The sequence below is a fragment of the Microcoleus sp. T2B6 genome, assembly GCF_036700475.1.
GTDB lineage: Bacteria > Cyanobacteriota > Cyanobacteriia > Cyanobacteriales > Microcoleaceae > Microcoleus.
On the sequence record NZ_JAUBOZ010000003.1, the window covers coordinates 139540 to 165468 of the forward strand.

Genomic DNA, 25929 nt, shown 5'->3' on the forward strand with positions numbered 1-25929 from the left:
GACTGTTGACTAATGACTGCTGACTGCTGACTAATGACTAATGACTAATGACTGTTGACTAATGACTATTGATTTGATTGGCTTTCGCATTTCGCCGCAGCATTTCGGGTTTTATGCGCCGCAGCGCCGAAGCTGTAAATCTACGGTTCCATTCTTCGTCGGAAATGTCTGCTAATTCTGAAAGTGTCGGCGCTATATTTTCAGGATAAGGCTCAAAGTCGGCAACATCAGTTGGTTTAGCAAATCGCTGATTCCAAGGACAAACATCCTGACAAATATCGCAACCTGCTACCCAACCTTGTAAATTAGATGCAATTTCGTCGGGCAATTTTTCGGCTCGATTCTCGATCGTGTGATAAGCTATACATCGATCGGCATTCACCACAAAAGGCTCAGTAATTGCTCCCGTCGGACACGCCTCAATGCAGCGAGTACAAGTACCGCAATGTTCCGTATGAGACTCATCGGGCGCTAACTCCAAATTAGTCAAGATTTCTCCCAAAAACACCCAAGAACCGTATTCGCGCGAAATTACATTACCATTTTTGGCAATCCAGCCAATCCCAGCACGCTGCGCCCACATTTTATCCTGAATCGGCCCGGTATCAGCATAATACCGCGCTTCAATTCCCTCGCCTTGCGATCGCACCCAATTTGCCAAAACCTTCAGTTTTTTGTGCAAAATTCTATGGTAATCCCGCCCCCAACCGTAGCGAGAGATTTTAGCATATTCGACCTCTGCCTCGACCCCCCTCTCACAAGGGGGATTTGAGGGGCGTTGGTGGGGCGTGTAGTAGTTGATGGCGACACATATTAAGGACTGCACCTCTGGCATCACCAATTGAATATCCTGCCGTTTCGGGTTTGCCATCCATGCCATATCCGCCTGATAACCCTTGTCCAGCCAAGCTTGCAATCTTTGTTTTTCTAGATCTAAATCCGTGTCTGTTGAGGCTATCCCGACTTTGTGAAATCCCAACTCAAGGGCTTTTTGCTTAATGCGATCGCTATTAATTGATTTTTTCATCTGGTAAGGAACCACAGCACAAATTGCGCCATAAGTCTACTAATCTTAAGATTAATTGTGGGACAGAATTGATAATAATTTCACAATCTTTATATTTATAAATTTGAACTCCAAAATGTCAAAAATGTTACATAATTTAATTTAGGGAGAATTCGATTCGCTAATTCAAGTACGCAAGTAAAACCGACAGCGAATCTCACAGCATACACATGGCAGTTAGTATTCAATCAGCTCAATCTATTTTTTCCAACACCGAGATTGCGAGCGTTGTTCCGGCTACCACGGAAGCGTTCTACAAACTCAGCGTTGAAGACCAACTCGCACTACTCTGGTATGCCTACACCGAAATGGGCGTTTCCATCACCGCAGCAGCCCCAGGAGTAGCCAGCATGGCGCTTGTCGAAGGCATCCTCAGCGAAATTAAGCAGATGTCGCCGGCTGCTCAAAGCAAAACCATGTTTGACCTAGCCAGCAACGCCGACACTACAATCGGTCGGATTTACACTTCCTTGCGCGTCAATACCAAACTCGGTTTCTGGTACGAGTTGGGACAGTTGATGAAACAGGGCGTTGTCGCTCCGATCCCTGCTGGCTATCAAATGTCTCCCGAAGCCACCACAGTTCTCGAAACCATCAAAAAACTCGATCCCGGCCAACAAATTACCGTACTTCGCAACACCGTAGTTCACATGGGCTACGACCCAGATTTCAGCCAAGAGTACGGCAAACGCTCAGCCCCCCGCAGCACTCCCACCGCTCCAGAAGAGCGGGTGAAAACCCAAATTGAGGGTATCAGCGAGCAGACTGTCCTCAGCTACATCGACTACATGAACGCCTTCGACTTCACCCCAGCCGTGGGTTTATTTGCTGAAGAAGGTGCCCTGCAACCACCTTTCCAAAAGCCGATCGTCGGTCGCGACGCTATCCTCAACTATATGCGGGAAGAGTGCATCGGACTGAAAATGATGCCCCAGCAAGGCGTATCAGAACCCGCAGAAGATGGCTACCGCCAAGTGAAAGTCACTGGCAAAGTCGAAACTCCCTGGTTCGGCGCGAATGTGGGCATGAACATTGCGTGGCGGTTTATGCTCGATCCCCAAGGTCAAATTTTCTTTGTGGCGATCGACTTGTTGGCATCTCCTAAAGAATTGCTCAATTTGATCCGCAAATAGAATATTCGGGTTCGGTCTGTCAAACAGACTTGGCCAGAAACCCAGATGCCTTCAGGTGTCTGGGTTTCTATCATTTTAGATTTGAGATTTTAAATTTTAGATTCAAGAATTGAAGGATGGGAAATGGCTGATGGTATCAGGGTTTACACCTTGGCTACCCTTACATTTTTTGAAAGTAATATTGATTTTGGTCGATCGCTTTGAAAGCTGCGATCGACACTCTCCGGTTCCTCCTTTTTTCGGAGAATTATTTTCCTAGCCCTACTTATATCTTTTGAGGGATTTGCTGCGACAAAGAGAATGATTAGAGTATAGTCATTCATCTAAAATCACTTGTTTTATGACCGCCACAACTCGACCTATTTTAACTACCTCTATAAAGATTGCAGGCATCACAAACCCAACGGTACTGCGATATTTTGAAACTTTAAACGCGGGCGATTTTGACGCGACGGCTAATTTATTTGCCGATGATGGGGTTCTGCACGCCCCGTTTGAAGATCCAATTATCGGCAGCATCTCGATCGCCACTTATCTCAAAAAAGAAGCACGAGGAATGCAGCTAGAACCCCAGAAAGGTGTCAGCCAAATTTTAGAAGATGGCAATGTTGAAGTTCAGGTCAGCGGCCGGGTGCAAACTTCCGCATTTGGTGTTAATGTCGGATGGCTGTTCTTGCTCAATTCTGACCAAAAAATCCTTTCTGTCACAGTCAAACTGTTAGCTTCTCCCCAAGAATTGCTAAATATGCGGTCGCAGACGAAATTTGATGTTTGATAAGCTGTTTCACATTTAAATTGCCTATTTTGGTTTGACCTGTCGATCGCACGTCATAGCTAAATTCGTGCGATCGACAGGTTAATCGGCTATTTATCGCCAGAATGAGGCAGAAACCGGGTTTTTATTCAAATCTTTGGTGAAGTGCCACTCACGGTATAAAAAACCCGTTTCTGGGGTATTTGTGCGATCGGGACTGTACCCCTACAGTCTTACAGTCTCGCCTTGGGCTGACCGAAAGCATCCAGGATACCCGCCACGTGATTCATTCCGAAAGCAGACTCAGAACCCAGAAATAAAAAACCTTTATCCGATGAAACTTGCCCCCCGAATTTATCTCGCGCAAGTCAATGCTTCAATTCTAAAATCTAAAATCTAAAATCTAAAATCTAAAATCGATTGACGATACTGCACGAAAAAGTGGCTGTCACCGCAGCGCGTGCGACAGACAGCCAAAGCGAGTCTAAAAGTGCATTGCCAATCATTAATCACTCAGGACTAATGACTAATGACTAACGACTAATTAAGATTTTTCCGGCAAACTCGCTTCCAACTTGAGACAGTTGCGACCGTCTATTTGCAAAGTGTAGTCCACCCGATCCATAAGTCTGCTCATAATCAGCCAGCCGTAGCCGCTTTCCTGTTTAGCTTCCGGCATCGGGGGATTGTAAGTATCCATTTCGTAACCTTTACCGTAATCCCAAATTTCTAAACCAATATCCCTATTTTTTAAATTCAAGCGAATTAACACGGGCAAATTGGGTTGATCTTTGTGAGCATGGCGGATCACGTTAGAATAGGCTTCTGCTAACACCAAGCGCAAACGATTCGACTGACGCGGCCAATCGACGTGCTCTCCTAGCTCTACTTCCAAACTGCTCAGCAACCAATTTTCAACAATTGTTAAAAACCGCAAGTCGCTTGGCACATGAAGCTCAGTATTCATAAAAAAATCCCGTAAGTTTGAAAACCCCTGTGTCTTCACACCAGGTATGAAACACGACGCGCCGAATGGATTCGGCCTCAATACTTGTCACTAATCGGGGGATACTAGCCTTTTCTGGTTAAAAATCAGGCATTCGTCATTTGGTATAAGGCAGAAGTTAAGAGTATAGTTGAAAACTTTTGTTATGAGTCTAAAGCCCACTAACAATTGATAATTATACCGAGACTGCAAGCAGCGAGGTATAAAAAATCTGTGTTTCAATCCTTGGCTTTTAAGAAGCGTTGGTTTTTTCTGACGAATGCCTTCTACCTTAACCCTTGACAGGTATTTAATCCCCCAGGAAAGCGATTCAGGAAACTAGCTGCGCCATCGCCGGCTAGGTTTTTTACTGTGGTTTTTGACTGTTGACGATAACGCCGTCCTTTGCAGGACTACTCTATGGGCCCTCAACAAGCAGGGCTTAAGTTTTTTCGGCGCTCACCCCCGACTATGCGTCGGGAGTCGCTGACAGATTCAAAGAACCTCCAGAGAGAGTATGGTTTGGTCGTCTTCCTGAACGGGATTGTCGGCTCGGATGTAAGCCAACAAATTGTCCAAGTTGAAAGAACCAGGTTCCTGAATCAAGAGTTGCCAAAGCCCTTCTTGTTGTAGCATAGAACGGGTTGGTACACCCCCTGCGACCGCTTCAGTCGTCACGCTAGCTTCAGTAATTCCGTCACTCGTCAGCAGAAATACATCTCCTGACTTTAATTCGATCGTACCTGCTTTGCCTCTCCAAACTGGTAGTATCCCCAAGGGAATGCCACGAGCTTTCAGGAAATTCGGCTCGGCTGGCGTTTCACCGCTAGCGGCTTGAGCTTTCACCTCCGAGTGAGACCAAACAATCGGGTAAATGTGACCGGCATTAGCAAATGCCAGGTGTCCGGTTGACGGAGTGTAACGAGCTACAACCATTGTAATAAAATGGTTGTTGCCGATCAGGTCGTCAGACATACTGCTATTCATATTGTGCATAACTCGATCGGGCTCTGGAGAAACTTCTTGGGAAAGTTCCCGACGCATCACCGAAATCGCGCTCGCCATAAATAGAGCAGCCGGAACTCCCTTACCCGAAACATCTCCCACCGCTATCCAAATATCCCCTTGGGAGTGGACGTAGACTTCAAAAAAGTCGCCACCCACTTCCCGCGCGGGATAACAGCAAGCTTGCACCCTGACAGTTTCAAAATCCGGCCAACTTTGGCGCAACAAGTTTGTTTGGATTTGGCGAGCCACTTCCAACTCGTTTTGCATCTGCTTGGCTAAATCCAGAGTGCGCTGATATAGCTTAGCTTGAGACAGGGCGAGAGCAGCTTGAGCTGCTACACCTTCTATTAACTCTATCTCTTCTGCTGACCAAGGGTTAGTGCCGCCAATCTGGGACAAAGCCAGTACCGCCAGCAATTCTTGCTGGTAAGTCAGGGGCACGGCAATCTCAACCGAGTTAGCATTCCCCCCACTGTTTGAGTTCACTTGAGTTTGGCGGGTGGCTACAGCTTGAACCAGCAAATTTTCATCAAAAGAAAAGCTACTGGCCTCGTCGGTTTGAGCTTGGTAGGGGAAGGTACTCGGCAATAGTCGATCGGTCTCTACCGGCCGCAGCATACAATAGTTGGCCTCAAAAGTTTGACCTACGGTTTGAACAATAGTTTGTACCATACTAGAGTAATCTAGCGACCCGCGAATCACGCTCATTACCTCATTGAACAGAGATTCCTTGCGTAAAGCGCGGCGCAATGCAACGCTGCGCTGCTTGTAGTATTTGTAAGTTTCTGAGGCTTGATTGATCACCAATTTGAGTTCTTCTGGATTCCACGGTTTGGTGATGTATTTGAAAACTTGACCTGAGTTGATGGCCTCAACCAAATCTTCAACATCGGTGTATCCCGTTAGCAGAATCCGAATCGTATCGGGAAATCGCTCGACTGTTTTCCCCAAAAACTCGGTGCCATTCATTTCTGGCATTCGCTGGTCAGATATAATCACCGCCATCTCGCCCTGTTCGTCTAGAACTTCCAGGGCGCTGAGGGCGCTATCTGCTTTGTAAACCTGAAAGTCGCGTCGAAACGTCCGGTACAATAAATCCAAGTTGTCGGGTTCGTCATCGACTACCATCAGTTTCAGCTTGCTTCCATCTCCCCGACTCATCTTTCTTCCCCCTTGAAAACCCCCACCATAGCTGTATTCAGCAAGGTGGCGGGAGGAAAAGGAGGGCTGGATATATGCAACATATCAGTTACGTCAAGTTGAGTTAAAGAAACCCGTTTTACCTCAAGGTGAGCATTCCTTTCGCACCATCTGTTCGCACAGATGAGAGGCTTTCGATACTGTAACCCGCCTCGGTAGGCCGCTTCAATAGGGAAAATTCCCGAGTCAGCTTTAACGCTGTGATACGAGCAATGACCTTGTTAGCAGTCGGTACTTTTCTAAACACACCAGCATTCAAAACGGCTAATTAATGCTCTGATTGCAGAGTTCTTAACTAGCTGGGCACTGTCCTCGGTGTGAATTTTAACACTTACTACTAACGCAAGTATTGCTACCTAAGTCTGGTCAACACCGGCTGTATTTCAAGCCCCACTGTACCCGGAGGGTTAGTGGTGGGTTGTTGGCGCTATTCCCTACATCTTTGCCGCATCGTACTTGATTGCAGGATGCAAGTCCTCTTAATCTCTGAACTTTTTGCAGCAAGCATATTACTACTGCCGAATCAAGCTAATCTTTCTGCCAGTCTGAGCTTAGCAGAACGAGAGCGGGGATTTCTAGCGACTTCTTCGGATTGTGGCACGATCGGCTTTTTTGTCAGTACCTGCAAATTGGGTGTTCCTCTGAGTTGGTGCTTGACTGGTCGGTCTTCGAGACTGTGAAAGGTAATGATTCCGATTCTCCCACCGGGTTTTAACCACCGTGGGGCAAGGTTTAGGAAAGTTTCTAAAGAAGCGAGTTCGGAGTTGACGGCTATCCTTAAAGCTTGGAAAGTACGGGTGGCCGGATGGATTCTGCCGTTGCGCTGCTTGGGGGGGAAGCTGGAGGCGATCGCCCCTGCAAGTTCTGTTGTAGTTTGAAAAGGACGGCTTTGCACAATCCGCCTCGCGATGCGCCGCGACAGTCGCTCTTCGCCGTACTTGTAAATAATATCTGCTAGTTTAACTTCTTCCCAGTGGTTGATAATCTCTTCTGCCGTCAAAGATTGCTGCTGGTTCATACGCATATCTAGTTGAGCTGGGTGGCGAAAACTAAATCCCCGTTCCGGTGTATCGAACTGAGCAGAGCTGACGCCCAAGTCTGCTATGATACCATCAAATTCGGCCTCTGGGGACTGATATTCAGCAAAGTTGCCGTGCCAAAACTCAACGGGCGAGTTGGCAAATCGGGCTTGGCAAAAACGGATCGCTTGTTCATCGCGGTCGATCGCCACCACTGTAACATCTGGCGCCGCCGCTAAAATCAAACTCGTGTGTCCGCCGCCCCCAAGCGTCGCGTCTAAATAGTGCCCGCCTGGACGCACAGCCAAACCCGCAATTAACTCGCTTCCCAAAACTGGAACGTGATAGGTGTCAATACTGACATCCGATCCAAGGGTCTCCTTCTCAGAGAGCTCGATATCCTTCATAATCATAAAAGCCAAACAAAAATCAACAATAGCTAGTAATCATTAATTCATTTAATTATGTCAAGAATTGAGACTAGAACCGAACCGATGGTGCTCAACATGGGGCCGCACCACCCATCCATGCACGGGGTACTCCGGCTAATCGTCACCCTAGACGGGGAAGATGTGGTGGACTGCGAGCCTGTTTTGGGCTATCTGCACCGGGGGATGGAAAAAATCGCCGAAAATCGCACCAACGTGATGTACGTGCCCTACGTGAGCCGCTGGGACTACGCTGCGGGGATGTTTAACGAAGCGGTGACAGTGAATGCACCGGAAAAGTTGGCAAATATTGCTGTCCCCAAACGGGCTAGTTATATTCGGGTAATCATGCTGGAGTTGAACCGGATTGCTAACCACTTGATGTGGGTAGGGCCGTTTTTGGCGGACGTGGGCGCGCAAACTCCTTTTTTCTATACTATGCGCGATCGCGAACCAATTCTCGACTTGTGGGAAGCAGCGACCGGTTATCGCATGGTTAATAATAACTATTTCCGCATTGGCGGAGTTGCCGCCGATTTGCCTTACGGTTGGGTAGATAAGTGCCAAGATTTCTGCGATTATTTCGTTCCCAAAATTGACGAGTACGAACGTTTAATTACCAACAATCCAATCTTCCGTCGCCGGATTGAAGGCTTGGGTACGATTTCCCGCAACGAAGCGATTAACTGGGGACTTTCGGGCCCCATGTTGCGCGGTTCCGGCGTAAATTGGGATTTGCGGAAAGTTGACCATTACGAATGTTATGACGACTTCGACTGGGAAGTTTGTACCGAAGCTGCTGGCGATTGTTTAGCCCGGTATTTAGTACGGATTCGGGAGATGCGCGAGTCGGTTAAGATTATCAATCAAGCCTTAAAAGGACTCCCCGGCGGCCCTTACGAGAATTTGGAAGCGAAGCGCTTAGAAAGCGGGCCAAAATCTGAATGGAATGGTTTTGACTATCAGTTTATTGGCAAAAAAGTTGCCCCGACTTTTAAGATTCCCAAGGGCGAACATTATGTCCGCGTTGAAAGCGGCAAGGGTGAGTTGGGGATTTATATTATCGGGGATGATACTGTGTTTCCTTGGCGCTGGAAGATTCGGGCTGCGGATTTTAATAATTTGCAGATTTTGCCTCACATTGTGCGCGGCGTGAAGATTGCGGATTTGGTGGCAATTTTGGGGAGTATCGACATTATTATGGGATCGGTTGACAGGTAGATCCGCTGTTAGCAGTAAGGGCTTTAGTTATTAAACGAGTATGACTAAAGCCCTGACTGTTAATAATGATAGAGTAACATTTAAAGAACAAAGAGGTTGCAGAATGAATGTCAGCAAGCAAGAGTTCTACGTCATTATTGAACGAGATGAAGATGGCTATTATGTCGGGGAAGTCCCACAGCTAAAAGCCTGTTATAGCCAAGGTGAGACTATTGATGAGTTGATTGCGAATATTAAAGAAGTTATTGCACTTTGTTTAGAAGAAGAGGGTAATGAAAAATTACCTGAATTTGTAGGTATTCAAAGGGTGATGATTTAATGCCAAAACTACCAGCTTTAATAGGAAATACAGTTATTAGCGCCTTAGAAAATGCAGGCTTTCAGACGATTAGACAAAAGGGCAGTCATGTGCGAATGATCCATGCAGATGGACGGGTAGTAACGATTCCTGTCCATGCTGGCAAAACCATAGGTAGAGGTTTACTCCGCAAGATACTGCGGGATGCAGAACTCACAAGGGAAGAGTTTATAGCACTACTCGAATGATTTTGTTCAGCTTGATTAAGTGCCTCATAAAAATTATGACATCCCAGCAACCAGATATCAATGACAGCAACCCGGAACTCTGCGCTTTAATCGGCGAAAGAATTGCCGCCCGTCCCCAGCAGCGTATTACTTTTGCTGAATATATGGATTTGGCATTATATCATCCGCAGCACGGATATTACAATAGCGATCGCCCGTCGATCGGCAAACAAGGCGATTTTATCACGTCGTCTCACTGGGGTGCTGATTTTGCGGAGGTTTTGGCACAGCAGTTTGTGGAAATGTGGGAATTTCTCGTTAGCGGAGCCCTCGAAGAGGATCGCCCTTTCAATTTCGCGATCGTAGAAATAGGCGCTGGGCGGGGAAATTTTGCCGAAAATGTGCTGCAATATCTGCAACGGCAACATCCCGATTTCTTTCATATTTTAGAATACATTATTATTGAAGTTTCCCCTGGCCTCCAAGCGGAACAGCGGCAAACTTTAGCCGATATTAAGTGTGTTAAGTGGTGTAATTGGGATGAGATAGTTAATAATTCAATTGTCGGTTGTTTCTTTTCTAACGAGTTAGTGGATGCTTTACCAGTGCATCAATTCATTCTGCAAGAAGGGCAAGTTAGGGAGATTTATGTTGCCGCAGAAACCCCAAAAAATGAACAAGAAGAAATAAAATTTGTTGAAGTAATTGGCGAAGTTTCCACCCCTAAAATTGGCGAATATTTGGATTTGGTGGGCATCGATTTGTCGGCGAGTGTTTATGGGGACGGATATCGCAGTGAGGTAAATTTGGCGGCTTTGGACTGGATGAGTACAGTTGCTCAAAAGTTGCAGCGGGGATATTTGTTAACTATTGATTACGGCCATCCGGCGCACCGCTATTACAATCCGAGGCGCAGGGAGGGGACGCTACAGTGTTATTATCGCCACCGATATCACAATAATCCTTATATTAATGTGGGGCGGCAGGATTTAACGGCTCATGTTAATTTTACGGCGTTGGAAAGGCAGGGGGAATTGTGCGGTTTGGATGTGGTAGGGTTTACTCAGCAGGCTTTGTTTTTGATGGCGTTGGGTTTGGGCGATCGTATTGCTTCTTTGTCTACAAATGATGCGGAAGTATTGGATGTGGCAACGTTTTTGCGGCGCCGGGAGGCTTTGCATCAATTGATCGATCCGATGGGTTTGGGGGGGTTTGGGGTTTTGGTGCAGTGTAAGGGGTTGAGGGAGGAGGAAAAGGGGAGAATTTTGAAGGGTTTGATGGTGCCAGATTGATTATTCCAGATTGATTATTAACTAATTTAATAGTTGAGATTTTTTGAACCGCAGATGAACGCTGATTAACGGTGATGTAATTTTGATTGATTCTGTATCTACCCAAATTATTGTCATGCAACCAATACCGGATGATTGAGTTTGCGCGAAGCATACAAAAGAGATGCTCTCAGATCGTCTGCTTCAAGATGGGGCATTTCTTCTAGTATTTGTTCCGCACTCAAACCAGCCACAAATAAGTCCAGTACGTCTGATACCCGAATTCTCATGCCGCGAATGCAAGGGCGACCGCCACACTGTCTAGGATTAACCGTGATTCTTGCGAATATATCTGACATTAAAGTTAGCTCCTACAACGCTTAGTTATAGTATGAATGAGTGTGATCGCAATTGTCAATAACTGGATTCCCATGATTATTAACTAATTAAGCTGTACCAATTACTTTTGTCATCACTTAAGCGCACTGACTCCGGGTTGAAAAATCCCCTTTTCCAGAATATAAAGTAGATGGCAGCTTTAAACAATAAGCAGCAGGAATCACTTCAATCAACCACCAATTAAACATATCTCGTCTGGCTTCAGTAAAACCAGTAATGGCATCACCAGTAATGGCATCATACATAATATCTAAGATGGCATTATAGGCTGTTTTGCTGTTGAGTGTTTGCAGCAAGCCGTAAAAGATATTATAAGCTTCGTCAGTAGCTTGATATTTTCCAATTTTGTTGATATTAGGAAACAAGGTATCTGCCCAAGTTTCGGGAATTTCACCACCATCCTTCAGCCAACAAGATACAATTCCTTCAACGATATCAGCCTTGTGTTCTTCAGGAAAGTAATGTTTAATGGTCGGTTTAGCTGCTAATGCTATTCCATAAGCCATGTAGACGTATCGCTGATGGGATATTGGATCATTAGGCATTCCAAAAGCTGTCATTACTTCTACAAAAGCTTCTTCTACATTGCACTTTCCACCCGTTTCGTATAAATCACGATACTTTCTTTCCCAAACCCTGTGAAGAGTTTCCTGTAATTGCTCAGGAATATCTGAGTTGCTGGGCAATTGAAAATTTCTGTAGTAGCCTATGTCAAACTCGATCATTGACTTTCCCTCCTTATGTTTTTCATTAATCATAAACTATGAGCCAGTTCATTGTCACCTTCATATCACCTCAATTTTACTTTGGGTACAGAAGCCAGTAAAGCCTTGATAGCCTTTACTGGCTGTCTATACTGATATGTCTACGGATATGGACGTTCGTAGAAGATAATCACTTGAATCTTCGGGAACCTCATCTTAAAGTCCTCATCACAAGTAATGTTGCAGCCAGAACACATATCTCTCTCAGTGTAAAGGTAGAGTATTCCTTCTGCATCCAAGGAAAGATCATCTCTTTCTAACTCTTCTGCAATTTTATTGAAAAGCTTGTACTCCGCGTGTTCTTTGTTGTTGCAGGATGCTATTCTGTTAAGCCTTGGCTCAAAAAACAACTTTGGTCCATCCTCTTCACCTGGAATATTTAGAGGATCTCGCTTGCTGGTAGCTTCTTGGCTATAAACTCCACCCATGTCGAGTTCGAGTTTGGCAACAGCAACATTACCAGAAATGGCTTTTTTAATATGAGTTGATCGAGCATTTTGAACCTTAGTCCGCAGTTCCTCTACGATGTCCGCAAACGGCTCAGGGATCTCTTGGGGATACTCGTAATGAGGTGTGTTTCTATAGGGGCTTCCTGTAGTTAAGTTTTGTTTCACGCGAATATTTTTAGTTTTATAAGAAAAATATATATAACCTGACTTAGACATAAGCTTAAAGCCTCGTCTGACTCAGGTATTTTAATTATACCAAACTTTCAAGTTAACTGCAAACTCGGCTCGGAGAATTCTAATTCAGCCCATTTTAATCGTTGTTGAATTGACATCTCCTGCAACTTTTTACTCATTTCATATAAATCCACTTGCGGATAATCCCCCTTAAATAGCGGAATTAAAGCCTCAACAACAGCAGCGATTCCCTGCGGCGGCACTGCATTGCCAATCTGCCTCCGTACTTCAGTCGTAGAACCTTCAAAAACAAAATCATCGGGAAATGTTTGCAATCTTGCTCTTTCACGATTTGTCAAAGAACGCGGTTCTAAATAATGATAACCCCAAGTTCCGCCACCTCCACCAGCAATGATTGTCGATGATGGTTTATCTGGATGAATTCGGCGATAAACGTGACTGATCATGCCTTTGACATAGTATGGACTATCTTTGGGAATATCAGAGAAATTGCCTCCCGGTTTAATTCGATTTAAAATTTCAACGGTGCGGGCTTGAATTTTATGATGTTGGTTATTGTCAAGAACTGCTTCCACATTTTTGAGTGCTTCGCCCGCTGTTCGATAGGGATTTTTGCGATTTGGCCCGTATTCTGGCTGAGGATGCACAAAGTTAAATCCTGTATCCATCCGAATGCCAACTAATAACACTCTTTGCCGAAATTGCGGAACTCCGTAATCGGCAAAGTTGTAGAGTTTAGGTTTAACTAAGTAGCCCGGAGCGATACTTTCAAAGTCAGAAATTATTTGTTTTATTGCTTGATAATTATTGGCACTTAATAAGCCTTTGACATTTTCTGCTACAAAAGCTTTGGGCTTTTTTTTGTTGACAAAATCGAGAAAGTATGTATATAAATTGCCTCTGGTTCCTTCAAGTCCGGGCCGCTTCCAAATTAGGGAGAAATCTTGACAGGGGAACCCTCCTATACATATTTCAGCTTCGGGAACTTGTGCAATGTCTATATTTTCTATGCTGTCGTTGATGATGACATCAGCAATGTTTCTGCTGAATGTTTTGCAGGCGTATTTATTGGAGTCGATCGCCCAAACTACCTCAAATCCGGCTTGGTGGAATGGCAAATCCATGCCGCCGCAACCAGAAAATAAGGATATGAGTCGCGGTTGTTTTGTCCAGGCGATCGGCTGGAGACGTTCGATTAACATAGGAGTGCAAAGTTAGCCAAGGGCGGGCTGGATGCCGGCACCACAAGAGTGTCATCATACCAAAACACGATCGAACTCGACTCATCAATTGATATTTCACTCTTCATCATCTAACTCGAGCCCCGCTTGACGCAGTTTTTCGGCCAATTTTTCCGCGCGGAGTCTTTCGCGATCGGCCCGTTGGCGTTCTTGTTCTACTCGTTCTTCCGACCACAGCAACAACTCGCCTTCAGGATTCCACCACCTGAACCAACAGCCTGTCCTTCCTTCGTGGGTTCCTTCCCAAATACCTAAAAACAAGTCTAATCCCGGTATCCAATAACGTCCGTTTTCATCTGCTTTTTGCAAGTTGTAGTGTTCTGATTCTAAAGCGTAAACTTCTAAATGAGCTGTTTTCGCTCGGAATATGACGTATCGGGGGACTTTGATTACTTGCTCGTAAAAATACCACTTTCCCACCCGCGAGGTAAATTCAACGGAGTATTCTTCTCCATAGGTTTCTGAAAGAAATTCCATCACGATTTGGGGGATGGTTCCTTCTGTGTGTGGCGTGTAACTGCGGCGGACTTGCGAGACATTTTTTGGATTGACGGGTTTCACGTACATCCAATCTGGTGCTTTGCAGATAATACGCTGTTCGTCGCTGCTTGAACCTGGGAAACTTATGCCGGCACACAAGGCAAAGTTGCAAACAATTAAGGCATCCTGCATTAATTCAGGAAATCCTGTTAGCGGCTGGCGCAAAGCGGCGGCTAATAATGGTTGGCTTTCGTCTTCTACGGGGTCGTCTGGTAGTTGGAAATCTTGTGGTAGTAGCGGCCAGGTGATTGTGAGTTTTGTTTCATAATTTTTTGTTGCTACAGACATAGTTTATTAGAGGTTAAATGTTTTAATGTTTAAATTATATCTCTTGGTTTTTGGGATTAATGTTAATGGCTTAATGACGAGGCAGAGCCTCTGGATCTGCGTTACCAAGCAGAGCCAATTAGTAACGACTTAAGCCGACAGTCCGCCAGGGGTTGAAACCCCTGGCTAATAGCTAAAGTCCTCTGAAGAGGACTGAGAAGAAAACTGTTAAAATATAGCGGTTTTCAGATAAATGAGGTATACAGAAACCCTGTATTCTCAAGCTTTCTAGGTCAAAATTCGTACCTCACCTTTTTGAGAAAGGCTATAATTAGTCCTCATAGCGAGGACTTTAGCTTTGAGGCAGGGAATTCATTCCCTGCCGGACTTAATATGCAGCTATGATCTTCTGCTGTAGCTCGTTTGTCATTGCTAGTAGTTCCGATTGGGCGATCGCACTTTGTTCGCCACTCGCCAACCACTTCAACTGTACCGTCTCGTTTTCAGCTTCCGCATCTCCCAAAACTAAACACGCAACCGCACCGCTTCTGTCGGCTCTTTTAAACTGTTTCCCGAAAGCACTAGCGCTCAAATCTATCTCTACACTAAACCCGGCACTTCGCAATTTTTGAGCTAACAATACCGATTGCTGTTCTGCTTTTTCGCCCCTGGATACCAAATAAAAATCCAACTTGGGCGCGGGCAAAGGTTGCAACTTTTGCAGCAGGATAATCAACCTTTCGATACCCATTGCCCAACCGACTGCCGCCGTATCTGGGCCACCCAATTCTTTTACTAAACCGTCGTAGCGGCCGCCTCCGCAAACTGTGGCTTGCGCTCCCAAATCGTCGGAGATAATTTCAAATGCGGTGTAGGTATAGTAATCTAAACCGCGCACTAATCGGGGATTTAACTGATAACTAATTCCTAAATTTGTGAGCATCTGCTGCACTTGCTCGAAGTGATCTCGCGATTCCTCTCCCAAATATTCTAAAATGCTAGGCGCACCAGCTACAATTTCTTGAGTCCGCTGATTTTTGCTGTCCAATATCCGCAGCGGATTGCGAGTCAAGCGGTCTTGAGAATCGGCGTCTAATTCGTCTTTGTGCGGTGTAAAATAATCTATTAATGCTTGCCGATAATTTTGTCTGTCTTGCTTATTTCCGACGGAATTAATATCGAGACGCAAATTTTTTAAACCGAGAGTTTGCAGGATATCACAGGCGATCGCAATTACTTCGACATCCGCACGAGGATTCGCACTCCCCAAGACTTCCACGCCAATTTGATTGAACTGCCGCTGTCTTCCCTCTTGCGCGCGTTCGTAGCGAAACATCGGCCCAGCATACCACAGACGCTGCACGTCTCCCGCTGCGTACAAACTGTTTTGAATAAAAGCTCGCACTACTCCGGCGGTGCCTTCTGGGCGCAAAGTAGTCGATCGATCGCCCTTATCCTTAAAAGTGTACATTTCCTTACCCACGACATCGGTAGCTTCTCCGATGCCGCGTTCAAATAAAGATGTCTGTTCAAAAATTGGCGTCCGAATTTCTTGATAAGCCGCTTTTTTCAAAATTGTTCTAGCGACTTCTTCTATATTTTGCCAATATTGAATTTCAGCGGGCAAAATATCCCGCGTTCCCGGTAAAGTTTTAATTGCACTCATTTTGTTAGTCAGTTGTCATTAGTCATTGGTCATTAGTCATTTGTCATTAGTTATTAATCATTAGTTATTAGTTAACCGTCAACAGTCAACAGTTAACAGTCAACAGTCAACAGCTAACAATTCCCAATAACTAATGACTTAATAATTCCCAGGCTCCGTAACGATCGCCATAATAAGCCAAAATGCGATCGACCCGCTCGCGACCTGCCAAATCGAACCCTTCAGGATACTGTATCCACAAACCCCCAATTTGGCTGTCGCTGTAATCAAACCGCTGCGACTGCTGCGGGATTAAACCGGTTTGCACCCCTTCAACTTGACGCAAATGGGTCGCCACTTCGCGATACACCGCCAGCGGCAATCCAGGGGATTGAATGTGATAGCGGAGTTGTTTTTCTTGTGCCGTTTGCATCATTTCTTTGCCTGTACCCAACCAGAAACCCTACTTAAGATACTTCTTTATCGATCGGTCGCGGTAGAGGACAGCAGTTAATATTGTCCAAACATACCTTTCCCCACTGCAACGCCCAGCGTACAAGGGTAACTCGATTGTCAGCGCGCGTCTTGTTCAAGATATTGCTAATGTGGTTGTCAACTGTACGCTTGCTAATCTCTAACTTTTCGGCAATTTTCTCATTAGTCAATCCCGCCGCTACTAACTCTACCACTTGCAATTCTCTGTCCGACAGGGTGACAGGGGTTCCAGAGACAATCCCACTCATAAATTTTTCCTATGTCTGCATATTTACCTATCTACAATTCTAGAGGATGAGGGATGAAGTATGAAGAGAAAATTAAATTTGCTGTGCTACTCTTTCGGGGCCGAAGCACCAACTCGCTTGCAGAATCGCAAAAAGTGCAAACTCAGCGCCGACACAGCATGACCCGCACCGACTTGCACTGCTGGCACCGGAGGGCGGCGGGTGAGCCCTTTACCTGCGCGCATCTGGCATCCGGGCCAAACCCGCAGGTGTTTTCAGGTAAAACAACTGATACGCCCGCACTGCACTTGTGCGTTGAGCGAGTAACTGCCAGTATCAATAAGTCTGATATTATCGAAAAATTGGGTCTAAAACCTCCCCCTTCTAGGGGGACTTTACTTTTGTTTCACTTTAGCTTACCATAGCAAATATAGTTTGGTAAGTGCAATGTTAAAAGCCTGCAAGTACAGAATCTATCCGACTCAAGAGCAATCTATATTGCTTGGTAAGTCGTTTGGATGTGTACGGTGGTTTTACAATTTTGCGCTTAACCTAACCAGTGAAACTTACAAAGCAACAGGTAAGGGTTTAAGTCGAAACGACATCATTAATTTGTTACCTTCGCTAAAAAAAGAATATGAATGGTTAACAGAACCACCTTCACAATGTTTACAGCAAGTAGGATTGGATTTGTCTAGTGGTTTTTTGAACTTTTTTGAGAAACGGGCTAAATACCCAAATTTTAAGAAAAAGGGACAAAAGCAATCTATCCGATTTCCACAAGGAATTAAATTAGATGGCGACTATCTCACGTTGCCTAAACTAGGTAAGGTTTACTGCAAAGTATCTCGATTGCTCGAAGGGAAGTTAAAATCTGTTACCGTATCGCTAAATCCATCAGGTGAATACTACGCCGCTTGTCTCTACGATGATGGTAAAGATAAGCCTGTTTCATCATCAGAGGGAAAAGCTATTGGTATAGACATGGGGATAAATTATTATGCAATTACGTCCGACGGGACTAAGCATGGCAACCCCAAATATTACCGTAAATATGAAGTTAAATTAGCCAAGAGACAAAAGCAACTTAGTCGCAAACAAAAAGGGTCTAGCAATCGTAAAAAAGCACGGATTAAAGTTGCTAAAGTGCATTCAAAAATCACCAGATGTCGTGAAGATTTTCTCCAAAAACTAAGTCGTAAATTAGTTGACGAAAACCAAGTCATAATTGTAGAAAATCTGGCAGTTAGAAACATGGTAAAAAATTCCAAACTAGCTAAATCAATCAGTGATGCTGGATGGGGTAAATTTTGCACCATGTTGAAGTATAAGTCAGAGTGGGAGGGAAGAATCTATATCGAAATCGATAGATTTTTCCCCAGTTCCAAAACTTGTAGTAACTGTTTACATCAACTAGATAACCTGAGTTTAGATATTCGTAGCTGGCAATGTCCCAAATGTCAAACGGTACATGACAGAGACATTAACGCCGCCATGAATATCCGCGATGAAGGTTTACGACTTTTGGCGGGAGGGCATCTCGCTAACGCTTCCAGACGACGTGTAAGACCATCTAAAGGCACTGCTTTTAGAGGCAACGTTGGATGAAGGAAGAATCTCGGCCGTTTTACGGCGGGGAGTTGTCAAAGGAGCAGCCATTAAAAAATAGCTTGCAATTTTTCTGAGATGGGTTAAAAATAATTATTGAGCTGTCTACTGCTGGTCTAAAATCTCAAATCTAAAATCTAAAAGAGATATGACTTATCCTCGCGTTCTGTGTCTGGGTGAAGTTTTATTTGATTGTTTAGCAGACAAACCAGGAGTATCTCTCGAAGAGGTAGAATCTTGGACGGCATATCCCGGCGGTGCTCCTGCTAATGTTGCCTGTGCTTTGGCTAAATTGGGGACGGCGGCGGGATTTATCGGTGCTGTAGGTGGGGATGAATTGGGAAATTCCCTAGTGCAAGTATTGCAAGAAGTAGGGGTTGATATTGCTGGAGTGCAGCGACATCCAAGTGCGCCGACGCGGCAAGTTTATGTCTTGCGGAATGAAGCGGGCGATCGATCTTTTGCCGGTTTTGGCGAATTCGATACTGCGGATTTTGCCGACACCCGCCTCCTCGCTGCACAACTACCCGAAGTGCTGTTTGAAAATGCCGAATATTTAGTGCTAGGCACTTTAGAATTAGCTTATCCTGAAAGTCGAGAGGCGATCGCCCGATCGATCGAACTAGCAGAACAGTACGACGTTAAAATTATACTGGACATCAATTGGCGTCCCGTGTTTTGGCCAAATCCAGACGAAGCAAAAGCGCCCATTAGAAAAATCTTAAAAAAAGTGGATTTTGTCAAGTTATCTGAGGAAGAAGCCGAATGGTTGTTTGACACTACCGACGCTGGAGCTATTACCTACCGCCTCGATTCCGTAGAAGGCGTTTTGGTTACTGCGGGCGAGAAAGGTTGCGCCTATTGTATCTCGGAAAATGAAGGAAAAATTCCCGCCTTTAAAGTAGATGTTGAGGATACAAATGGTGCCGGCGACGGTTTTCTGGCTGGTTTTGTCAGCCAATTGTGCAAGGTGGGAATTAAGAGTTTAGCCGCTCCAGAAATAACAAAAAAAGTTGTAACTTATGCGAATGCCGTAGGTTCGATGACAGCGATGAAACCTGGGGCAATTAAAGCTCAACCAACCGCCGCTGAAGTAGAAGCTTTCTTGTATTTGTACAAAAATTAGCACGCCCAACCTCTCCCCCGGAAACGGAGAGGGGGCTAAATTTGCTTCAGAAACCCGGTTGCTCCGAAAAAATAACTCTTATACAAATTCGCGTTAAAAACCCTCTATAAGACTCGGCGATTAAAATCGCTACTCTACAAACTCTCGCCCTAGTTAAGAGGGACTAATAAATAAACTGGTATTGAAGCCAGATCTAGTATTATAGGTTTTATTTGGGGCAATTAACCGCACATCAGATGATTTTTAATTTGGCGCACGATTAACTCTAGCGGCTGCGAAGCATCTATGATAATTGCATCTTCTGGTTCTTCGAGACTGTCTAACTGACTTAAAAGCAAGTCTGCTTTCATGTAGTGATTTTCGCGAGTTTTTAACCTTGTGGCTAATAGCTGAAAAGAACATTTTAGATAAACTATCTTCATTCGCTTTTGGTCTCGGTAGAGCATTTCGCGGTAAGATGTTTTTAAAGCAGAACAAGCCAAAACCACATTTTTATTTTCTAACAGCCACCTGTCTATTGCAGCTTGCAATTGTAAAAGCCAAGGAAGGCGATCCGCATCTTCTAAAGGAATGCCCCCACTCATTTTATCGATATTAGCTGATGGGTGAAAATCGTCAGCATCGCTGAAATCCCAGTTGAGAGATTGCGCCAGCAACTTGCCTACAGTAGTTTTGCCAGAACCTGAGACTCCCATCACGATCGTAATCATGGCACCTATTTATCGAATACTTGGAACTTTATCAAGTTGTGCGATCGACAAACCGGGTTTCTTAAGTTGCCGGATGAATTCTACCACCCTAAAAAATTCAATAAACCCGGTTTATTTATGATTGTCGCTTAAATTTCTTCCATAGTGGGTTTAATGAAATTATAAGCCAAAACGCCGATAATTCCACCCATCACAGGGAATACAATAAACGCCCATAACTGTTGGATTGCCCATCCGCCTTGAAAAAGTGCGACACCGATACTTCTAGCTGGGTTAACTGAAGTATTGGTTACGGGAATTCCGACTAAGTGAATCAACACCAGCATCAAGCCGATCGGAATTCCGCCCAAACCGACGGGATATTTGGGATGGGTAGTACCCATGATTGTAAATAACAGAAAAGCAGTTAGTACAATTTCCGTCAAAGCTGCTGCCAAAAGTCCGTAACCAGTGGGAGAATGTTCTCCAAAACCGTTAGATGCAAATCCAGAAGCAGCCGCATCAAATCCGGGTTTTCCTGATGCTATCATGTACAAAACAAGACCGCCTAAAATTCCCCCTACAATCTGACCTCCTATATAATAAGGAAGCAAAACAGCATCGATCAGTTTCGCAACTACTAAACCGATACTTACCGCCGGATTAATGTGGCATCCAGAGATAGGGCCGATGGTATAAACCATGATTAAGAGGGATAGACCAAAGGCGATCGACACTCCCAAAAAGCCGATTTTGTCTCCAGCTAAAACCGCACTGCCACATCCACCTAATACCAACACAAAAGTACCAAAAGCTTCAGCAACCCCAATCTTTATTTTTTTGTTCATACTCACAATTCTCGGAAGTTTCTGATCTGTCTATTTCACACCCCTACGAGTTCTAATTCTAAAAATTAGAACTCGAATTTGTTTCACTAAGCGCCACAATACTAATGGAAATCATTAGCAACGTGTAGCTCTAACTTTCATAAATTCTCTGGGCTTAAACTGAGACTGCGGAATTGGGAATCGATAAATTAGCTCAAACATACTCTATTATGGAAAAAATGTCAAGAGTGAGCCAATTATTTGTATAAATTGTGCAATCTTCTGTATTCAATTCACAATAATTAACTTGACTTTTTTCCTAATTGTGCGATCGTAATTTTACTTATTGTTGCTGATTATCCGATCGCACTTGCAGCTACAACATCACTGCTAACAGGCTGGTACATCGGGCCTTGGAAAGGGCGAAAGCCTTGCTGGCAATCGGCAGTCATCTTGCACAGCAAGCGGAACTGTAGCGGCGTTGGGGGTTGATTGAGGCGATCGACTTCTACGCGAACCAATTCTGGATGCTGCGAAATAATTTCAAAAATATCATCCACCAGATAGCGCTGACAATAGCCGACAATCCAGTGATCTTTAGTACACAGAAGCAGACGGGAAGGGCGCGGATTTTTAAATTCGTGGGCTAAATACAAAAGTTCGCCCACTTGAAGCCGATGAATCCGTTCAATTGCCGACTTGGAAAGGTATCGCAGTCCATCTGCAAAAAAATGGATACAGTAACGTCCATTTTCATCTGGTTCGGGACAAGGGAACACCTCAAATTTATCAGTTGCCCGTTTGCCTCCGCTGCGCGCCAATAAAGCAATTGGGTCATGTTCGTGTTCAGGGATATTCAACCACTGCACAAATTCAGGGTACTCAGGGCGCGATCGCGCCATCACTCGATTAGAAAACAACGCAAACAGTTTCTGTGAAGTGTAAACATTATTGAAATCCGGGAAAGATGGCAAAGGTTGAAACCCGCACTTAAGTTTAGCTTCTAGAACACCATTTGTATAATTGAACTGGTATTCTTTACCGTTAAATGTCAATCGACCAATCGGAAACCAAGAACCGCTGTCCGGGCTTTGCCAAGCCAAAAATAGTGTTTTCAAAGTAAATCTCCTGTCAATTCAAGTAGGGTGTGCACCTTATGTTTACTTTGAACTAAGAATATTTTTTTGCAATTTTTGCCGAGTTTTACCGTCGATTATCTCTTTGCCAACATTGGGTTTGCTGACATTAACTCGGACAAAATCGATATCATCTTTTTCGGTAAATTTGCGATCGCCATCGGAGTCTTTTCTAATTGTAACAAAAATACCGCCGCTCTTTTTATCAAATACCCAACTCATTAACTGGGTATCGGGCGGAGCGATTGCCTGAAGCGATTTGCCTGCCAAGTTAGATAAATATCCAACGATCGCGTCTGCATCGTCAAGTTTGCCATCAGCATTTGTGTCGCTATCTATGATATGAAACAACAGCAATTGATTCTGAGGCTTGCTGGATACTTTTTTTGAGGGATTTTGCTTCGGTTGATTTGTTTGTTCATTTTGATGGCTGGGATTTTCTATATCTTTTTTACCTGGCAAATATTCAAATTTAGATATTAACGCTTTTCTATTTAATAGAATATTAGATTCTCCGTTAGTTTTGTTATAAAAAATCATATTATAACCAATCATACGACGGCCCCTTGAAAAACTTAATTTTGATGAGATAGGATTGTGTCCAGATTTTTTTTCATCGCTAGATAAGATAACTGGAATCATAATATATTCTGATTCAGAGTCAACGATTAAATCGCCATAAGCAATCTGTGGCTGTGGCTTTTCTGCTTTCTTTTGTGCCCGAGTTACTGTCTTCGTTGCACTGCATGATATGGTAATAGCAATTAGGGCAAATGTGGTAGCCACTTTACGGAAAATATTATGATCGATCATGACTTTTTAGATTTGACATCGATATTTATTTTCATTTTATTCTAACTAGCCGATCGCTGTCACGTTCAGCGATAGGTAAATCCATCTAAAAAAACAGAATACCCAGATCCTCGACTTCTTTAAGAAGTGGAGGATCTAAGATTCTAAACATCGCTAACAACTTCTAACACAGGAATTCGCGCGGATCTGTGACATACCCAGTCAGCGCAGAAGCCGCCGCCGTATAAGGCGAAGCTAGATAAACTTGCGCTTCTTTATTCCCCATGCGGCCGGGGAAATTCCGGTTAGTTGTAGATACACAAATTTCTGGTTCGTTCATCCGCCCAAAAGTATCTTTCGGGCCGCCCAAACAAGCGGCGCAAGAAGGCGCTGCGGGTTCGATGCAGCCGGCAGCTAAGAAGATTTCCGAAAGGGTTTGACCATCGTATTTTGTGACAAACAAATCTTCGTAAACTTTCTGAGTTGCTGGTACTAAATAAGTCGGAACTTTGACTTGATTTCCTTTCAGAATGCGGGCGGCATTCAGAAAGTCGGAGGTTTTGCCGCCGGTGCAGGAACCGATGTAAACTCGATCGATCTTGACATCGCGGCAGTTGCGGGCTAAGTCGCGGTTGTCGGGAGAGTGCGGTTTGGCGACAACTGGTTCTAATTGGGTGACATCGTAGGTGCGATCGCTATAAAATTTAGCATCCCCATCGCTGTAAAATGAATCGAAGGCTTTATCAGTCCGCGAAGTAACGTAATCAAACGTAGTTTTGTCCGGCGCAACCGTGCCGTTTTTACCGCCAGCTTCAATCACCATATTGCACAGCGTCATCCGTTCTTCCATCGTCAAACGCTCAACTGTATCGCCCGCAAATTCCATTGTCCGGTAGTTAGCACCGGCAACGCTAATATCACCAATAATCTGCAAAATTAGGTCTTTTGCTAACAAATAATCCGGCAGTTCACCGTTGAACACAAAGCGCATGGTTGCGGGAACTTTGATTAACAGTTTGCCGGTTCCCATGATAAAAGCCGCGTCTGTATTGCCGATACCGGTGGCAAATTGTCCGAAAGCGCCGGCATTGCAGGTGTGGGAATCGGTGCCGAAGAGCACTTCGCCCGGTCTGGTGTGGCCTTCTTGTGCTAGGGCGATGTGGCAAACTCCTTTGTAGTCGGGATTTGCTTTGAAGTCCGATCGATCCGTGATGTCGTAAAAGTATTTTATCCCTTGTTCGGCGGCAAAATCGCGGAGAATATCGACGTTGCGGTTAGCGCGTTCGTCGTTCGTGAAAATGTAGTGGTCAGGAATGAGGACGATTTTGTCAGGGTTCCAGACTTTTGCATTCTCACCGAATTCGCGTTTGAAAACGCCGATGGTGCCGGGCCCGCAGACATCGTGGGTCATCAACACGTCTGTTTCTACCCAAATATTTTCTCCGGGCTCAACTTTAGTGCGGCCTGATGCTTTGGCTAATATTTTTTCGGTCAGAGTCATTCCCATAGTGCGATCGCTCTTTTTTATTAGATGCTACATAGTGTATTGTACGAAATATCGCCTGATGTTGAGAGGAAATTTATTGTCAGGAACTCAGGGCTAAAGCCACTGAGCTTGTAAGAAATTACAAGCTATTCTGACGGGCCATCGTCTTAACTGACTACGTTCTTTGAGTCACGACACTCCTTGAATGCGAAGCTAGTTTTCCGCTCTGTCCGAAGCAATTAAACAGTCTTAAAGTCACGCTCGACAGTGTTGCAGGTCTAAAAAGCTCTTATAACCTTGGCGAAGCTAACATTACCCGAAAGGGACTCGGAGACAACATATCTCCATAGAGGGGCAACCATACCCCTCTAACCCCGCAAGGGGATTCAAGGCGATTGAAATCGCCGTGTCGTTTTCCACGAGCGGGCTGAAGCCACGCTCGTTTCCCACTTACCGAGTATTTTTTATTAATATGAGCGTCTTCTCCTCAAAGTGGGAGTACGCCTGATTGTGAAGTTATTGTTCATCCGCCAAAAACTTATTTAGTCAAGCGCGAGCGAACTATTAGTTTTAATGAAAGGTCAAGGAAAGTTTATTGCAGTATTAGTAAACTTATAAAATCCCACTTTTTCACTACGATTAAAGGCTATAAAGATTTAGCTTCGCCAATCCCAAATACCGAACACCTTCCGGTGTCACGTCAAACCGACAAGGCAAAACCTCTACACCTTCACTTATAGCCTGTCTGAACAATTCTCCGTAAAGGCGATCGGCACTATCCCCCGGAGCAAAATCCGTACAATCTCCGCGATTAATAAAATACAGCATTACAGCCCTCGAACCCTGCCGCACCACTTCCATTAATTCCCGCAAATGTTTCTGTCCCCTCTCCGTCACTGTATCGGGAAATAAAGCCAACTGCTCTTTTACCCAAGTTGTATTTTTCACTTCCAGAAAAATCGGTTTTTCCTCACCAGTTAGCCAAAAATCCACTCGACTTTTTTTATCAGTGCCGTAAACAACCTCCGGTTGAATTACACTGTAATTGCCCAACTCTGGAAACAATTTCAATTCCAAAGCTAATTTAACTACTCGATTTGGCAGCCCAGTATTAACTCCCACCCAAGTTGGCACAGTGTCGCAAACTTTAATTAATTCCCAAGTATAAGCTAACTTGCGTTTAGGATTGTCGCTGGGAGATACTAGCACTGGATTGCCGGGAATCAAAACACCTGTCATCGGGCCCGTATTCGGACAGTGCGCGGTGATGATTTCTCCCGAATCTAGTTCTATTTCGGCAAAAAATCGCTTGTAACGTTTGATGAGAATTCCGGGTAAAAGAGGAGGATATTTGTAAATTAAGTCTGTCATTCGATTTGAGGTTTTAGATTTTAGATTTTAGAGTGAGGCATCATAGCATGAAACGACGGTTT

Annotated in this window: 26 protein-coding genes; 8 read left to right on the forward strand and 18 right to left on the reverse strand. The window is 44.6% G+C overall.

The features are described from left to right. Positions 1–58: 58 nt before the first annotated feature. Positions 59–1027, reverse strand: a complete 969-nt coding sequence (gene queG, locus QUA00_RS02320) for a tRNA epoxyqueuosine(34) reductase QueG (protein ID WP_333408573.1) — start codon at positions 1025–1027, stop codon at positions 59–61. Positions 1028–1236: 209 nt separating this feature from the next. On the opposite strand from queG, the gene QUA00_RS02325 reads away from it, so the two are divergent. Both QUA00_RS02325 and QUA00_RS02330 read left to right on the forward strand, forming a co-directional pair. Next, positions 1237–2199: an orange carotenoid protein N-terminal domain-containing protein gene (locus QUA00_RS02325; protein ID WP_333408574.1), complete on the forward strand. Its 963-nt coding sequence runs from the start codon at positions 1237–1239 to the stop codon at positions 2197–2199. 340 nt (positions 2200–2539) lie between these two features. Continuing rightward, complete coding sequence (locus tag QUA00_RS02330) at positions 2540–2974, forward strand: nuclear transport factor 2 family protein (RefSeq protein ID WP_333408575.1); 435 nt, start codon at positions 2540–2542, stop codon at positions 2972–2974. A 523-nt stretch (positions 2975–3497) separates the two neighbouring features. On the opposite strand, the gene QUA00_RS02335 is transcribed toward QUA00_RS02330, so the two are convergent. From QUA00_RS02335 to rsmH, 3 genes are all read right to left on the reverse strand, one after another. Beyond that, positions 3498–3920, reverse strand: coding sequence for an anti-sigma regulatory factor (locus tag QUA00_RS02335; RefSeq protein WP_333104293.1), 423 nt, complete (start codon positions 3918–3920; stop codon positions 3498–3500). Positions 3921–4433: 513 nt separating this feature from the next. Next, the gene (locus QUA00_RS02340) at positions 4434–6107 is read right to left on the reverse strand and encodes a SpoIIE family protein phosphatase (protein WP_333408576.1); all 1674 of its coding nucleotides are present in this window, start codon (positions 6105–6107) and stop codon (positions 4434–4436) included. A 562-nt stretch (positions 6108–6669) separates the two neighbouring features. Then, complete coding sequence (gene rsmH, locus QUA00_RS02345) at positions 6670–7572, reverse strand: 16S rRNA (cytosine(1402)-N(4))-methyltransferase RsmH (RefSeq protein ID WP_333408577.1); 903 nt, start codon at positions 7570–7572, stop codon at positions 6670–6672. A gap of 57 nt (positions 7573–7629) precedes the next feature. On the opposite strand from rsmH, the gene QUA00_RS02350 reads away from it, so the two are divergent. The 4 genes from QUA00_RS02350 to QUA00_RS02365 are packed head-to-tail and all read left to right on the forward strand — an operon-like array spanning position 7630 to position 10631. Then, the gene (locus QUA00_RS02350) at positions 7630–8814 is read left to right on the forward strand and encodes an NAD(P)H-quinone oxidoreductase subunit H (RefSeq protein WP_333145322.1); all 1185 of its coding nucleotides are present in this window, start codon (positions 7630–7632) and stop codon (positions 8812–8814) included. 40 nt (positions 8815–8854) lie between these two features. Further along, complete coding sequence (locus QUA00_RS02355; protein ID WP_333145323.1) at positions 8855–9133, forward strand: type II toxin-antitoxin system HicB family antitoxin; 279 nt, start codon at positions 8855–8857, stop codon at positions 9131–9133. Next, the gene (locus QUA00_RS02360; RefSeq protein ID WP_333145324.1) at positions 9133–9360 is read left to right on the forward strand and encodes a type II toxin-antitoxin system HicA family toxin; all 228 of its coding nucleotides are present in this window, start codon (positions 9133–9135) and stop codon (positions 9358–9360) included. The genes QUA00_RS02355 and QUA00_RS02360 overlap by 1 nt, the downstream gene beginning before the upstream one ends. Positions 9361–9395: 35 nt before the next feature. Next, the gene (locus tag QUA00_RS02365; RefSeq protein ID WP_333408578.1) at positions 9396–10631 is read left to right on the forward strand and encodes a class I SAM-dependent methyltransferase; all 1236 of its coding nucleotides are present in this window, start codon (positions 9396–9398) and stop codon (positions 10629–10631) included. Positions 10632–10744: 113 nt separating this feature from the next. On the opposite strand, the gene QUA00_RS02370 is transcribed toward QUA00_RS02365, so the two are convergent. From QUA00_RS02370 to QUA00_RS02405, 8 genes are all read right to left on the reverse strand, one after another. Continuing rightward, a complete protein-coding gene (locus QUA00_RS02370) occupies positions 10745–10969 on the reverse strand; it encodes a DUF433 domain-containing protein (protein ID WP_333408579.1) in 225 nt (74 codons plus the stop codon). A gap of 117 nt (positions 10970–11086) precedes the next feature. Further along, complete coding sequence (locus QUA00_RS02375; protein WP_333408580.1) at positions 11087–11734, reverse strand: hypothetical protein; 648 nt, start codon at positions 11732–11734, stop codon at positions 11087–11089. Positions 11735–11874: 140 nt separating this feature from the next. Further along, entirely contained in the window at positions 11875–12438 is a 564-nt protein-coding gene (locus tag QUA00_RS02380) for a deaminase domain-containing protein (protein ID WP_333408581.1), read from the reverse strand. A gap of 47 nt (positions 12439–12485) precedes the next feature. Further along, positions 12486–13619, reverse strand: a complete 1134-nt coding sequence (locus tag QUA00_RS02385; RefSeq protein ID WP_333408582.1) for a DNA cytosine methyltransferase — start codon at positions 13617–13619, stop codon at positions 12486–12488. A 96-nt stretch (positions 13620–13715) separates the two neighbouring features. After that, the gene (locus QUA00_RS02390; protein ID WP_333408583.1) at positions 13716–14486 is read right to left on the reverse strand and encodes a Uma2 family endonuclease; all 771 of its coding nucleotides are present in this window, start codon (positions 14484–14486) and stop codon (positions 13716–13718) included. Between the two features lie 367 nt (positions 14487–14853). Further along, positions 14854–16131: a histidine--tRNA ligase gene (gene hisS / locus QUA00_RS02395; protein ID WP_333408584.1), complete on the reverse strand. Its 1278-nt coding sequence runs from the start codon at positions 16129–16131 to the stop codon at positions 14854–14856. Positions 16132–16261: 130 nt separating this feature from the next. After that, positions 16262–16543, reverse strand: coding sequence for a hypothetical protein (locus QUA00_RS02400; RefSeq protein WP_190742066.1), 282 nt, complete (start codon positions 16541–16543; stop codon positions 16262–16264). Between the two features lie 34 nt (positions 16544–16577). After that, positions 16578–16853: a photosynthetic electron transport-dependent transcriptional regulator PedR gene (locus tag QUA00_RS02405; RefSeq protein WP_006633901.1), complete on the reverse strand. Its 276-nt coding sequence runs from the start codon at positions 16851–16853 to the stop codon at positions 16578–16580. Positions 16854–17279: 426 nt separating this feature from the next. On the opposite strand from QUA00_RS02405, the gene QUA00_RS02410 reads away from it, so the two are divergent. Then, the gene (locus QUA00_RS02410) at positions 17280–18440 is read left to right on the forward strand and encodes an RNA-guided endonuclease TnpB family protein (protein WP_333408585.1); all 1161 of its coding nucleotides are present in this window, start codon (positions 17280–17282) and stop codon (positions 18438–18440) included. A gap of 148 nt (positions 18441–18588) precedes the next feature. Then, positions 18589–19566 carry a carbohydrate kinase gene (locus tag QUA00_RS02415; protein WP_333408586.1) on the forward strand — a complete coding sequence of 326 codons (978 nt, stop codon included), beginning with the start codon at positions 18589–18591 and terminating at the stop codon, positions 19564–19566. Between the two features lie 221 nt (positions 19567–19787). Here the strand turns inward: QUA00_RS02415 and QUA00_RS02420 are convergent, their stop codons facing one another. From QUA00_RS02420 to sfsA, 6 genes are all read right to left on the reverse strand, one after another. Then, positions 19788–20276 (reverse strand): gluconokinase, encoded by a 489-nt coding sequence (locus QUA00_RS02420; protein WP_333154688.1) that lies wholly within the window; start codon positions 20274–20276, stop codon positions 19788–19790. Between the two features lie 128 nt (positions 20277–20404). Then, positions 20405–21103 (reverse strand): aquaporin Z, encoded by a 699-nt coding sequence (gene aqpZ, locus QUA00_RS02425; RefSeq protein ID WP_333154687.1) that lies wholly within the window; start codon positions 21101–21103, stop codon positions 20405–20407. 335 nt (positions 21104–21438) lie between these two features. Then, positions 21439–22200 (reverse strand): DNA-binding protein, encoded by a 762-nt coding sequence (locus QUA00_RS02430; RefSeq protein ID WP_333145336.1) that lies wholly within the window; start codon positions 22198–22200, stop codon positions 21439–21441. A 42-nt stretch (positions 22201–22242) separates the two neighbouring features. Continuing rightward, positions 22243–23031, reverse strand: a complete 789-nt coding sequence (locus tag QUA00_RS02435; RefSeq protein WP_333145337.1) for a hypothetical protein — start codon at positions 23029–23031, stop codon at positions 22243–22245. A gap of 163 nt (positions 23032–23194) precedes the next feature. Next, a complete protein-coding gene (locus QUA00_RS02440; RefSeq protein WP_333408587.1) occupies positions 23195–24517 on the reverse strand; it encodes a 3-isopropylmalate dehydratase large subunit in 1323 nt (440 codons plus the stop codon). A 618-nt stretch (positions 24518–25135) separates the two neighbouring features. Further along, positions 25136–25867, reverse strand: coding sequence for a DNA/RNA nuclease SfsA (sfsA, locus tag QUA00_RS02445; RefSeq protein WP_333306424.1), 732 nt, complete (start codon positions 25865–25867; stop codon positions 25136–25138). Positions 25868–25929 lie beyond the last annotated feature (62 nt).